This window comes from Pseudomonas vanderleydeniana, from assembly GCF_014268755.2.
GTDB lineage: Bacteria > Pseudomonadota > Gammaproteobacteria > Pseudomonadales > Pseudomonadaceae > Aquipseudomonas > Aquipseudomonas vanderleydeniana.
Window position 1 is genome coordinate 6,415,793 of sequence record NZ_CP077093.1, and the last position, 12,950, is coordinate 6,428,742.

At 66.1% G+C, this 12,950-nt stretch carries 11 protein-coding genes; 6 read left to right on the forward strand and 5 right to left on the reverse strand.

The genetic code is table 11. The annotated features are described in order from the left end of the window. Nucleotides 1-116 precede the first annotated feature (116 nt). Nucleotides 117-1,610: an aldehyde dehydrogenase family protein gene (locus tag HU752_RS28870; protein WP_186683027.1), complete on the forward strand. Its 1,494-nt coding sequence runs from the start codon at nucleotides 117-119 to the stop codon at nucleotides 1,608-1,610. On the opposite strand, the gene qhpG is transcribed toward HU752_RS28870, so the two are convergent. Genes qhpG through HU752_RS28890 form a run of 4 tightly spaced genes read right to left on the reverse strand, consistent with a single transcriptional unit; the run spans nucleotide 1,611 to nucleotide 7,207 of the window. Further along, a complete protein-coding gene (gene qhpG / locus HU752_RS28875) occupies nucleotides 1,611-2,909 on the reverse strand; it encodes a flavin-dependent monooxygenase QhpG (protein WP_186683029.1) in 1,299 nt (432 codons plus the stop codon). It abuts the gene before it with no gap. Continuing rightward, nucleotides 2,906-3,583: a subtilisin-like serine protease QhpE gene (gene qhpE, locus HU752_RS28880; RefSeq protein ID WP_186683030.1), complete on the reverse strand. Its 678-nt coding sequence runs from the start codon at nucleotides 3,581-3,583 to the stop codon at nucleotides 2,906-2,908. The genes qhpG and qhpE overlap by 4 nt, the downstream gene beginning before the upstream one ends. Continuing rightward, nucleotides 3,573-5,306 (reverse strand): ABC transporter ATP-binding protein, encoded by a 1,734-nt coding sequence (locus HU752_RS28885; protein WP_186683032.1) that lies wholly within the window; start codon nucleotides 5,304-5,306, stop codon nucleotides 3,573-3,575. The genes qhpE and HU752_RS28885 overlap by 11 nt, the downstream gene beginning before the upstream one ends. Next, nucleotides 5,306-7,207 (reverse strand): sigma-54-dependent Fis family transcriptional regulator, encoded by a 1,902-nt coding sequence (locus HU752_RS28890; RefSeq protein WP_186683034.1) that lies wholly within the window; start codon nucleotides 7,205-7,207, stop codon nucleotides 5,306-5,308. The genes HU752_RS28885 and HU752_RS28890 overlap by 1 nt, the downstream gene beginning before the upstream one ends. Before the next feature lie 284 nt (nucleotides 7,208-7,491). Between HU752_RS28890 and HU752_RS28895 the strand changes: the two genes are divergently transcribed. Genes HU752_RS28895 through HU752_RS28915 form a run of 5 tightly spaced genes read left to right on the forward strand, consistent with a single transcriptional unit; the run spans nucleotide 7,492 to nucleotide 11,722 of the window. Further along, nucleotides 7,492-7,956, forward strand: coding sequence for a type IV pilin protein (locus HU752_RS28895; RefSeq protein ID WP_186683036.1), 465 nt, complete (start codon nucleotides 7,492-7,494; stop codon nucleotides 7,954-7,956). Further along, complete coding sequence (locus tag HU752_RS28900) at nucleotides 7,956-8,420, forward strand: pilus assembly FimT family protein (protein ID WP_186683038.1); 465 nt, start codon at nucleotides 7,956-7,958, stop codon at nucleotides 8,418-8,420. Before HU752_RS28895 ends, HU752_RS28900 begins: the two co-directional genes overlap by 1 nt. Beyond that, on the forward strand, nucleotides 8,404-8,811 hold the full coding sequence (locus HU752_RS28905; RefSeq protein WP_186683040.1) for a hypothetical protein: 408 nt from the start codon (nucleotides 8,404-8,406) through the stop codon (nucleotides 8,809-8,811). The genes HU752_RS28900 and HU752_RS28905 overlap by 17 nt, the downstream gene beginning before the upstream one ends. Next, complete coding sequence (locus HU752_RS28910; RefSeq protein ID WP_186683042.1) at nucleotides 8,808-9,545, forward strand: PilW family protein; 738 nt, start codon at nucleotides 8,808-8,810, stop codon at nucleotides 9,543-9,545. The genes HU752_RS28905 and HU752_RS28910 overlap by 4 nt, the downstream gene beginning before the upstream one ends. An 11-nt stretch (nucleotides 9,546-9,556) precedes the next feature. Further along, complete coding sequence (locus HU752_RS28915) at nucleotides 9,557-11,722, forward strand: hypothetical protein (protein WP_186683044.1); 2,166 nt, start codon at nucleotides 9,557-9,559, stop codon at nucleotides 11,720-11,722. 430 nt (nucleotides 11,723-12,152) lie between these two features. Here the strand turns inward: HU752_RS28915 and HU752_RS28920 are convergent, their stop codons facing one another. Beyond that, nucleotides 12,153-12,860, reverse strand: coding sequence for a dienelactone hydrolase family protein (locus HU752_RS28920; RefSeq protein WP_186683046.1), 708 nt, complete (start codon nucleotides 12,858-12,860; stop codon nucleotides 12,153-12,155). Between the last annotated feature and the right edge of the window lie 90 nt (nucleotides 12,861-12,950).

Genomic DNA, 12,950 nt, shown 5'->3' on the forward strand with positions numbered 1-12,950 from the left:
CCCGCTGTCCATCAAGTTGAAATAAGTGCAGCCATTTCATGCACTTAAACTAACAGCCGGGTTTGGCATGGCGGTTGCGAAAGTCCTTCTCAACTAAAAAGACAGAGGGACACACCATGCTTGCCGAACTGCCGATACTTCCCCAAACCCGCAACTTCCTGGCCCGTCCGCACAAGATGCTGATCGGCGGCCAGTGGGTCGACGCCACCAGCGGCCAGACCCTGAGCTTTCGCAACCCGGCCACCGGCGAAGTGCTCGGTGAGGTGCCATCGGCCGCGGCAGCGGATGTCGACCGCGCCGTGCGTGCCGCGCGCCTGGCCTTCGACGACTCGCCGTGGAGCCGCATGCGCCCGCGCGAGCGGCAGAACCTGCTGTGGCGCCTGGCCGACCTGATGGAGCGCGACGCCCGGGAGCTGGCCGAGCTGGAGTGCCTGAACAACGGCAAGAGCGCCGCCGTGGCCCAGGTGATGGACGTGCAGCTGGCGATCGACTTCCTGCGCTACATGGCCGGCTGGGCGACCAAGATCGAAGGTCACACCGTCGACGCCTCGCTGCCCCTGATGCCCGACGACCAGTTCCACGGTTTCGTCCGTCGCGAGGCGGTGGGCGTGGTCGGCGCCATCGTCGCCTGGAACTTCCCGCTGCTGCTGGCCTGCTGGAAGCTCGGCCCGGCCCTGGCGACCGGCTGCACGATCGTGCTCAAGCCGGCCGACGAAACACCGCTGACCGCGCTGAAGCTGGCCGAGCTGGTGATCGAGGCCGGCTACCCGGCCGGCGTGTTCAACCTGGTGACCGGTACCGGGCTGAACGCCGGCGTGCCGCTGACCCAGCATCCGGGCGTGGACAAGCTGACCTTCACCGGCTCGACCGAGGTCGGCAAGCAGATCGGCAAGGCGGCCATGGACAACATGACCCGCGTGACCCTGGAACTGGGCGGCAAGTCGCCGACTATCGTCATGCCAGACGCCAACCTGCAGGAAGCCGCCGCCGGCGCCGCCACCGCGATCTTCTTCAACCAGGGCCAGGTGTGCTGCGCCGGCTCGCGGTTATATGTGCACCGCAAGCACTTCGACCGGGTGGTCGCCGACATCGCCGATATCGCCAACGGCATGAAGCTGGGCAACGGCCTCGACCCGAGCGTCGCCATGGGCCCGCTGATTTCCGCACGGCAGCAGGAGCGGGTCAGCAACTACATCGAGATCGGCCGTGACTCCGGGGCCACCATCGCCTGCGGTGGCGAGGCGTTCGGGCCGGGTTATTTCGTCAAGCCGACGGTGCTGGTGGACGTCGACCAGCAACATCGCCTGGTGCAGGAGGAAATCTTCGGCCCGGTGCTGGTGGCGATGCCGTTCGACGATCTCGACGAAGCCGTGCGCCTGGCCAACGACAACCGCTATGGCCTGGGTGCGAGCATCTGGTCCAACGACCTGGCGGCGGTGCACCGGATGATCCCGCGGATCAAGTCCGGTTCGGTGTGGGTCAATTGCCACAGCGCACTGGACCCGACCTTGCCGTTTGGCGGCTACAAGATGTCCGGCGTGGGGCGTGAGATGGGTGCGGCGGCCATCGAGCACTACACCGAGCTGAAGTCGGTGCTGATCAAGCTTTGATCAGCGTGACCTAGCCATGCCCTGGCTGACCAGCCAGGCGCGGAACATCGGCTGCTGCGGGACGGGCACCCGCAGCAGCACTTCATCCAGCACCGTGCCGGCTTGCAGCGCCCGCACCAAAGGCGCCAGCTCCAACCCCTGCAAGTGCCAGATGCCCAGGGGCTGGTCGGCCGTCACCACCACCTCGACCGCCTCGATCGAATCGCCACGGACCACCGCTGAAGACACCACGCGCATCTGCGCGAAATCCGCCGCCGCGTGCATCGGCTCGGCATCCGGCCAGGCTCTGCGGGTTCGCCAGAACGGCTGCTCGGCCCAGCGTTGCTCCAAGGCGTAGAAATCCCGACCGGTACGGGCGAAGCGCAGGAACAACTGCTCGACCCGCTGCTGGTGGAACCCTCGCGCCAGCTCGGCACGCTGTGGATAACGCAGCAGGGTGTTGATGACGGCCGGCGCCTGCAACGCCGAGGACAGCGACTGGAAAATGCCATTGCCGGACAGCGGGTCCACCGCCATCGCCGCATCGCCAACCCGCAGCCAGTTGGGGCCGCTGACGTCATCGAGCACGATTGCCGTGCTGCTGCGAGCGTGCAACTCGGCCGGCTGCAATGCCTCGTCGCCAAACAGCTCGCGCACCAATGCCGATTCGCCACGCCGCCGTGCGCACCAGTGCGCCAGTTGCGCCTTGCCGGGCAGCTCGGCGGCGGCATCCAGGGTCAGTTGCCAGTAGCAACGACCATCGGCCAGCCGCGCCATCCAGGCCCAGCCGTCGGCCAGGCTCTGGATCGCCGAGGCGGGCCGACCGGGCTGCGCCTGCCAGCGGTTGAGCAGGCTGAGGGTTTCCGGACCACGCCGGCGCTTGCCGGCCAGCGGCGCCTGGCGCCCACGGGCCTCGACGAGGAATTCGCCGTGCAGGGTGTCGCCGTTGTCCAGTTGCACCCGGTGCCCATCGACCGAGGTCTCGACCGCGTTCACCCGCGCCTCGACCAGTTCGACGCCGGCGTCCAGCAGATCGACACGCAGCGCTCGGTCAAAGGCCGTGCGATCGATCAGGAACTCCTGATTGACCCCGCGCTCCTCGCCACTCCACTGCACCCGACGCGGCGAAGCCGGGTTGGCACAGGCCACCGCTCGCACCAGGCCCGCCTGGCGCAAGCCATCCAGGACGCGCTGCGACACGCCCTCCACCGCCGCGAAGCGCCGCCAATCGCTGATCACCCGCACCGGATAACCCAGCCGCTTGAGCCCCAACGCGACGGCTGCGCCCGCCGGGCCGGCGCCCAGTACCAGGATGCTCACGGCGCCACCCGACGGCGTTCCGGGCCGACGAAACTCGCGCCCTGGCGCAAATGGTCGATGACTGCCTGGCGGCCAGCCCCTGGCTCACGTTGCAGGAAGCCAACGATATGCCCGGCCAGTGCCGCGCAGGCGACACTGGCGCCGGCCATGCCGTTGCCCGCCCGCACCGAGGCACCGAATTCGGCCTGGGCGCTGTCCAGCCAGGACCACTGCCCCGCGGCACAACGGGCATCGCCGGTGATGCGCAGCACACCCGGGTAGGCTGCGGGGAACACCACCTCGCCCTGCGCCGGGCTGGAGGCACAGAGCACAATGCCCGCCTCATGCGCGGCGGCGCAGGCCTGTCGAAGCACTGGCCGATCCTGGCGTAAACCGAGGCTGAGGCTGATCAGCGCCACGTCCTGCCCGATCAGCCAGTGGATGGCGGCAGCCACTTGAATGGCACTGGTCTGCCCGCGACGGCCGAACACCTGGGCCAGGCACAGGCGCGCCGTGCCGGCCTCGGCCATCAGGTGGCTGATCATGGTCGCGCCGTGGCCGAGGCTGTCGGTGTGCAACGGCCCCTGCCGAAGCTGCTCATCCTCCAACCAGAAACGCTGCCCCGCGTGGATCAGCGACGCCTGCTCCGAGGCGTGCCCGCTATCGACCAGCCCGACCAGCAGGTCATTGGCCATGCTTCAGCACCTCTTCACCCAACGGCCTGAGCTGCCCGTCCGCCAGGTGCAGGCGCAGGTCGGCCTGCATCAGCGTCGAGGCCCGGTGACTGATCAGGATACGGGTTCGCCCGGCAAACAGCCGGTCGATGGCACTGATCACTTCGCGCTCGGTGGCTTCGTCCACCGCCGAAGTCGCTTCGTCCAGCACCAGAATCAGTGGGTCCTGCAGCAGGGCCCGGGCGATCGCGATCCGCTGCCGCTGGCCGCCGGACAACTGCTGGCCGCGCTCGCCGAGCTGGCTGTCGAGGCCTTGCGGCAGGCCGTCGATCAGGCTGTCCAGTTGCGCCAACTGCGCCACTTGCCGGATCGCCTCACGACTGGCGTGCGGTGCCGAATAGGCCAGGTTGTCGGCCAGGCTGCCGCGAAACAGCACGATGTCCTGGCTGACCACGGCGATACGCCGGCGCAACTCGGCCAGGTCCAGTTCGCGCAGGTCGCAGCCGTCCAGGTGGATGCGTCCCTGGCTGGGGTCATAGAAACGTTGCAGCAGGTCGATCAGGGTCGACTTGCCGACACCCGAGGCGCCGCTGATGGCGACCTTGAGCCCGCCGGCGACCCGCAGGTCGACACCGCGCAACACCGCCTCGGCGCGCTCGGCATGGGCGAACCAGACACCGTCGAGCCGCAGCTCGCCGCGTCCCTCCGGCAGCGGCATCGGCTGCGCCACCTGGCTGACCTCGGCCGGTTCGTTCTTCAGTTCCATCACGCGTCCGAGGCTGACGCTCATCCGCTGCATCGCCACATAGATACCGAGCAGACTCTGCACCGGGCCAACAGCCATGCCCAGGTAAGTGGAGAAGGCGATCAGCGAGCCGAGTTGCCAGCTGCCCTGCACCACCCAGTAACCACCGATCATGAAGGCGCTGGCACGCGACAGCGACGTCAGCGTGCCGGGCACCGCGTTGGTGAAAAACTCGGTGACCTGCAACTTCAGCAACTGGTGCAGATAGCCCTGCCCCAACCCGTGCAGCCGCTGCGCCTCGCGCGACTGCTGGCCGGCGGCCTGGATGAATTTCATCGCCGGCAGGGTTTCGACCAGGAACGACGACAGGTCCGCCGAACGCTCGCGCAAGCCGCGGGCATCACGCTCGACCTTGCGCCGCATCCAGCGCAGCCACAGCACCTCGAAGGGAATCAGCACCGCCAGCAGCAGCGACAGTTGCCAGGACAGCGCCAGCATCAGCGCGATCGCCCCGGCCAGGCCGATCACCGCGGACACAGCGCCAAACAGCGAGTCGACGGCGAATCGCTGGATTTCGGCAATGTCGCCATCCAGGCGCGACATCAGGTCACCGATGCGCCGTCGCCCGTAGAAGGCCGGCGACAGGGTTTGCAGGTGGCCGTAGAGATCGTCACGCAGGGCGAACAGGATGCGCCCGGACAACCGCGTGTGCAGGTAGCGATTGATGCCGCCCAGCAGCGTGCCGAGGATGCCGACCAGGATCATCGCCACGGCCACCTGCACCAGCCGCGGGAAGTCCCGGGCCAGCAGGCCGTCGTCGATCAGCGTCTTGGTCAGCCAGGGTTGCGCCAGCACCAGCAGCGAGGCGCACAGCGACAAACCCAGCAACGCCGCCACGGCACGCAAATGCGGGCGCACGAAACCGTACAGCCAGGCCAGTGCCTGGCGCAGCAGCGCCGGGTTGTGGGTGTCGACCAGCCGAGCCAGCAGCGCGATCATCAGGTACGCAGTTGCTTGAGCTTGCGGTACAGGGTGGCCCGGCTGATGCCCACGGCATCCGCCGCCGCCGAGACATTGCCCTGGTGCCGCTCCAGCGCCGCACGGATCAGTTCCAGCTCGGTCTCGCGCACACTGCCGGGCTGGCGGCAGTTGGCGGTGAGTTCGTCGAGCAGGCTGTCAGTCAGGTGATCCAGGCCGAGCACGGTTTCATCGGCCTCGCGCATGGCCAGGGCCGAGCGCAGCACCATTTCCAGTTGGCGGATGTTGCCGGGCCAGTCATAGCCGGCGAACAGTTCGGCGAGGTCCTTGTCCAGGCTCACCTGGGCGGCACCAAGCTTTTCCAGCACCAGGGCGATCATCCCGCCCAGTTCGCCGCGCTCGCGCAGCGCCGGCAGGCGCAGGCTGACGCCGTTGACCCGGTAGTAGAGGTCTTCACGGAAGCTCCTGTCCTGCACCAGCCGCTTGAGGTCGCGGTGAGTGGCACAGATCACGGCGATGTCGATGTCCTGTTCTTCGCCAGCGCCCAGCGGCGCCACCTTGCGCTCCTGCAGCACACGCAGCAGGCGCGCCTGCAAGGTCAGCGGCATGTCGCCGATTTCGTCGAGGAACAACGTGCCACCGTGGGCCTGCATCAGCCGGCCGACCATGCCGCCCTTGCGCGAGCCGGTGAAGGCGCCGTCGCGATAGCCGAACAGTTCGGACTCGATCAGCCCTTCGGGAATCGCCGCGCAGTTGACGGCCACGAACGGCTTGTCGGCCCGCCCGCTGGCCTGGTGCAGGGCACGGGCCACGACTTCCTTGCCGGTGCCGGTCTCGCCCAGCAGCAACACTGGCAGTTCGCCGGCCAGGCCCTTGCTGGCCATGTTCAGGCTACGGGCGAAGCGGCTGTCGCCGGCAGCCAGGTCTTCCAGCAGGTTGGCCTTGGGTGGCGCACTGCGCGTCGGCTGCACACCGAGCAGGCTGGTGGTGCGAGGGACCTGCAGGGCCCGGAAGTAGAACTCGCCCTTGGCGGTTTGCACGCTGCTGACACCACCCTGCAACAGGCGGGCGATGAATTGCTGTGAGCGGCTGCCCAGCAGATCGCTGCTGCGCCGGCCGAGCAGTTTCTCCCGACTGATTTCCAGCAGGTCGCAGGCCTGCTGGTTGGCCGCCAACACCTCGCCGTCCAGGCTCAGCGCCAGCAGGCCGTGCCAGGCGGAGCCGAGATACTGCGCACGGGAATGGAAGGCCAGCACCAGGTGCTCGGGGTAGCAGCGGGCGAACAGCCGGCTTTCGATATTGCTGGCGGCCAGCAGCAGGGTCGCCAGGTTGTCCTGCGGCTGGCTCATCACGCCGTCGCGGGTCACGTCGAGCACGCCGATCACCTGGCCCGACGGATCGCGGATCGGCACCGAGGTGCAGGAGAATCGGCTGAGGCGGTCCAGGTAGTGTTCGCCGCAGTTGATCAGCGTCGGCTTGCCTTCCAGCACCGCCGTGCCCAGCGCGTTGGTGCCCCGCAGCGACTCGCTCCAGCAACTGCCGGGGCGCAGGTCGTTGAGGCCGAAGTCTTTCAACAGGTGCGTCTGGCCTTCGAGAGCGAGAATGTTGGCCTGGGCGTCGCCGAGGATCACCAGCCCGGCCTTGCCCTGCTGGCTGACCAGGTACTCCAGCTCCGGCGTCGCCGCATCGATGAGCAGGCGGTTGCTGTCGAGCAGCAACGACAGGTCGCCGTACTGGTTGTGACAGGACGGCTCATGCTCCAGGCAACTGAGCCCGTGCCCAAGACTACGGCGCCAGGACGCGTGGATTTCGTCGCGCAGCAGACCGTTGGGCACCTCGCCCTCGTGTAGCAATTTGAGACGCGCCTGTCTCGTTTCGTGCCATGGGTCGGTAGCCGTTGTTATTTGAATATGCCGTGCCATGTTCGCTCCCGCCAGAATCCGTACATCATCGCCAGCCCGGCTGGCCGTAGCCCTGACGATGCCGCCGCCGCTGCCGGTTGTCCAGTTCCACGACACCGGCAGCGGATGGCTGGCAATGCTTGAGCAAACCCCGTGCCGGCTGACGGGAAACCGGCGTCAGCCAACGGGCGATCACCCGCAAAAAAGTTACCCAACGGTAGGCGGTACAGTCACCGAACCGTTACGCAATAGTGGCATAATGCGCCGCGCCCACGGGGTCCCCGGAACACATCGGTCAAACATCCATGAAGCACAATCCAGCACAGTCGGGTTTCACCCTGGTGGAACTGATGGTCAGCGTCGTCGTGGTCGCCATCCTGGCCGCCATCGCGGTTCCGGCCTACAGCAGCTACGTCAACAAGAGCACGATCAAGGCGGCTCAGTCCGACCTGGTGGCCTTGAGCCTGAACCTGGAAAACACCTATCAGAAACAACTGGTGTATCCGACCGCCACAGCCAGTGGTAGCACCCAGATACAGTGCGTACTGACAGGCAACCCATCGTCCTGTACCAGCAACCCGTCTTCGGGCTGGCAGCCTAGCCAGTCGAGCAAGTTCAACTACTCGCTCAGTTCCACTTCGACCACCTACACCGTGACCGCGACCGGCAACGGCGGTGCGCTCAACGGTTGCACCATCAGCCTGGACCAGAGCAACAGCCGAAGCATCAGCTCATGTGACCCTTACAACAGTAGTAATGGCTGGTTGTAATGCGCTGCCGCGGATTCACCCTCATCGAATTGATGATCACCATCACCCTGCTCGGCCTCATCTTGTTCGTGGGCGTACCCCTGACCCAGTCCTGGACCAACAGCAGCTACCAGCGCGATGCCGCCGGGCTGCTCAAGCAGGGGATCAGCCGGGCCAAGGCGACGGCGCTGCGCAACCAGGGCGCCGTGCAGGACAACGCACCTGCCGCCGTACTCTGCCGCTCCGGGCAAAGCCTGAAGCTGTTCAGCCTCAACACCGGGCAGTCCATCGACTGCACCGCAACCAGCCAGCCACTCTGGAGCACACCGATTCCGGCCGTCGCGGGGATCAAGGTCGCGGGTGTCGACATGGCCTGTGTCGCCTTCAGCAACCGCGGCCTGGCGGTCAGCGGCAGCACCTGCACCACCGGCACACTGCAGGTCACGGCGGGCAGCGAGAGTTCAGTCGATGTCCCGCTCATATAAATTGCCGGCGCGCCAACGCGGCGATGTCTTGCTCGAATCATTGATCGGCATCCTGCTGATGTCGACCATCGGCCTGGGCATCACCTATGCCTCGTCGCGGGCGGCGGTCAGCCAGCGCGACATGAAGTTGCAGAACATCGTGGTCAACCAGATGCGCAGCCTGCTGGAGCAGAATGGTGCGCTGCTGTGCTCGAAAAGTTCGATCACCATCTCCATCCCGACTCAGACTGACCCCTTACCGATCACTGCCACCTGCACCAGCGCATCGGCCGTCACCGTCGGCACCAGCACGATCACCGGCGGCACGCCGCAAAGCTCGGTGGTGCTCACCACCCGTTCCCAGGACAGCAGCCTGTTTGGCGGCGTCATTCGGGTCGGAGACGAATCTTGAACCGCCCGCAGCGCGGCTTCACGCTGATCAGCCTGCTCGTCGGCACGACCATTTCCCTGATCAGCATCCTGGCCATGCTCGCGCTGTACAAGAACGTGGTCTACAACTCGCTGGCGTCGGTCCAGAGTTCCCGCCAGGACGGCCAGGTGGCCTCGGCGCTGATCACCGCACAGCGCGAGCTGATGAACGCCGGATTCTGGAGCGGCAGCGCCACGGCGCGGGCCACCTCCGACATCGACAACAATTTCATCCTGCTGTCCGGCGCGCTGCTGAGCAACGGTACCCTGACCGGTACCGCCACCGCCCAGACCAGCTTCCCGACCCTGACCAGCACGGCACCGAACGGCATCAGCGGCAACGCGATCGTCTGGTCCTACCAGACCAGCTCCACCGCGACCGCCAGTTGCGCCGGCTTGCTGATCAGCAACGGCGCCCTGCTCAGCCTCAAGGCGGCGGTCAGTTGCACCCAGGCGTCGACGCAATGGGGCAGCACCACCTGGACCAGCACCACGCTGATCGAAAGCGGCCAGGGCAATGCATCACTGGCGGTCGGTTTCGCCACCTGCTGGCCCTACGGCCGGACCACCGACACCACCAATACCGCGTATCGGTTGCAAGTCAGCCTCACGGCCAACAACAGCACGCTCGATCCCAACAGCACCGACCCACAGCCGGCGTATGTGAAAAGCAAGGCGACGGCCTGCCTGATCAACTTCGAAAAACCCACTTCCTGACCGAGCGCCCGATGCCTGCACCCGCGTTTTCCCGTTCGACGCGCGCTTCCCAGCGCGGCATGGCCGCTACCCTGATGATCCTGTTCGTCGGCATGGCCCTGAGCGTCACCGCGCTGAGCATGATGTACGGCATCGGCGGCGCCCAGCAGCAACAGATGGCGGCCCACGCCGCCTCGCCAGCGGAGTCGCGGGTCTGGAGTGGCGTGGAATGGGTGCGTCTGTACCTGCAGGGGCAACTGACCCAGGACAGCACCCTGGCCAATGTCACCGTCGGCAACCTGCCGATCAGCGACCCCAAGCTCACGGCCCAGATCAACTCCAAGGTTCCCAGTGGCGGCAGTACCCTGGTCACAGCGACCATCACCGCCAAGAGCAACCTCGCCTCCAACACCCTGCAGGTAGTCTATGTGCTGACCCCGGCCAGCACCACGGCGCCAACGACGGGCGGCCCGCTGCCACCGGCGCTGCAGTTCAACGGTGACTTCAGCTATACCGGTGGCAGCCTGTCGATCACCAACGGCACGACCCTGGCAAACATCGTCGTCAACGGCATATTGAGCATCTCGAGCGGTTCCAAGGCCTATGTCTCCGGGTGCGCCAAGGGTGGTATCACCCTCAGCGGCGGAGGCATCGCGGACAACGCGACATTGAATACCGAGGGGACATTCAAGCTGAGCTCAAGCAGCACACCGGTCAATCTGACGGTGGGCGCCAAGTCCATCAACATCCAGCAATCGGGCGGCAGCTACGTGGCGATCCAGGCCGGTGCCTTCAAGGCCAACGTGCTGTCGGGCAGCTCGACCATCGGTACCGCGCTGGCCGGCGGCACGAAGAACAGCGACAACTCGATCACCGCCGCCAGCACCGGCACCGCGCTGATCACCCTGACCTCCGGCGCGATCTACACCCTTGACCTGAGCAAGGCCACGCGGTCGGCGGGGGCGATCAGCACCAGCGGTGCGCAACTGATCTCCGGCACCGGCACCCTGCCCGCCAGCATCTCGTTGAGCTACAACTCGATCTATGGAGGAGACGTCATCTTCCAGACCGGCACCGTCGGCACCTTCTGGGGCGATGCCCTGACAATGCAGGGTTTCAGCGGTACCTACAACCTGCTCAAGGCCAACAGCGATGTCTCGATCCTCACCGCCAACGTCGGCAAGTTCCAGGGTGGCGGCAACCTCAAGGTGACGCAATGGAACACGCCGACGTTCAGCACCGCCAGCCAGATCGCCGGCAGGGTGCTCAACCAGGACGGCACGGTCTACACCGGCAACACCATCGCCAACCTGACACCGAACGTCGCCGGTGCCTCACCCGGCCTGCCCGGCGTGCCGTACTGCAACATCACCGCCACGGCAGTGGATGTGGCGCCGCTGAAAAGCCAGGCCAACTACGTGTTCTCGTTCTCCGGGAACACCCCGATGCTGACCATCCAGAACGTCAAGACCGCCGCGGGCACCACGGTTTCCGCCGGCCCCTACAACCTGGCGACCACCGACCTGCGTACCCTGCTGGGCAGCAACTTCATGATCTGCAACTACGGCAACAGCACCTGCGGCAACGGTGCGACGCCAGGCAACGGCTGGAACCTGACCGGCATCACCGCATTCCCGCCCGGGGTGTTGTGGTTCGACGGCAGCGTGACCTTCAACGGCGTGCAGAGCATGAGTCGCCTGACCAACACCGTGCTGACCACCGGTGACGTGACCCTGACCAGCAGCGGCATGGTGCCGCTGTACTCGCCGAACTTCTCCGGCTACTCGAACCTGTGCACAGGCTCGTTCTACCCGACCAACCTGTGCAACAAGAGCGCCACGCCACCGGCCCTGGCCACCTGGACCGACTCGTCCAACGTGACCCACAGCGGCCTGCCGATCGGCAACATCGCGATCGAGGCCAACGGTGGCCTGTCCACCAGCGGCTGGACGCTCTACGGCAACGTGATCCTCGGCGGCCTGGTCAGCACCTCGGGGGCCACCACCAACATCAAGGGCTCGCTCACCACCGGCAACAACAGCCCCAGCCCGACCACCATTTCCCAGGGTGGCATCGCCATCGACGTTTCGTCGGTGACCAGTGACCAGACCATCACCAACCCGTCGACACCCGGCACGGGCAGCGGCGGCACCTCGACCCAGGCGACGACCCGGGTGCGCTGGGTGCGGGCGTATTGACAAACCCCGAGCGCCTCCCCGCCCTACTCTGATCGTTCCCACGCTCCGCGTGGGAATGCAGCCCCTGACGCTCCGCGTCACCAGAGCGGACGCCGAGCGGCCTGGGAGGCGTTCCCACGCGGAGCGTGGGAACGATCAGTGGCAAGGGATCAGTTCTGCCAGAGGGGCTTGCCGAAGAAAGTCAGGGGGCGGTCCCACGCCAGCTGCGACCAGACCGGATCTAACTGAGTGCTAGCGTACTGACACCCCCAGAACACTTCCCCACCCTACACCGATCGTTCCCACGCTCCGCGTGGGAATGCAGCCCCTGACGCTCCGCGTCACCAGAACGGATCTAACTGAGTGCCAGCGTACTGACACCCCCAGAACACTTCCCCACCCTACACCGATCGTTCCCACGCTGAGCGTGGGAACGATCAGTGGCAAGGGATCAGTTCTGCCAGAGGGTCTTGCCGAAGAATGTCAGGGTGCGGTCCCAGGCCAACTGCGACCAGACCGGGTCGAACTGGGTGCCGGCGATACGACCCGTGCCCACGGCCGTTTCGTTGGCGAAGGCATGGTGCGCCAGGTAGCGGTGGAAGGTCGCATCGACGCCGGCCTCATGCAGCTTGGCCTCCAGCGCATCGACGGTTTCGATCGCGAAGAACAGGTCCTGGGTGCCCCAGTGGCCGAGCAGCGGCGCCTTGATCGCCGAGGCGTCGAGGTACTCCAGCGGTGGAAAACCGTACCAGACCACGCCGGCCGTCAGTTCCGGAATCGCGTTGAGCGACAGCAGGGTCAGTGCACCGCCCATGCAGAAACCGGTCACGCCGATGTTCTTCGTGTAGCCACCCAGGTACTGCACGGCACCGCGAATGTCCTGGGCAACCGCTTCGGCGAAATCGAGCTTGCTCATCAGGTGATGGGCTTCTTCCTCTTCCACCGTGGACTCGCCACGGTACAGGTCCGGCACCAGTGCCAGGTACCCGCTGGCCGCCAGACGATCAGCCACGCCACGGATCTGGTCGTTGAGGCCCCACCACTCCTGGATGACCACGATGGCCGGGGCGCCTTCCAGCTTGGCCGGGCGGGCCAGGTAGCCGCTGACTTCGCGACCGTCCGGACGTTTGAAACTGACCAGGTTGTTTGCTTGCGTCATGGGCTCGTCACCTCGAATCGGATTGAATGGAATCGGACCCGATTAAAGCTCCATGCCCTGGCCTTGGCGAGCACTATTTGAACGAAGACC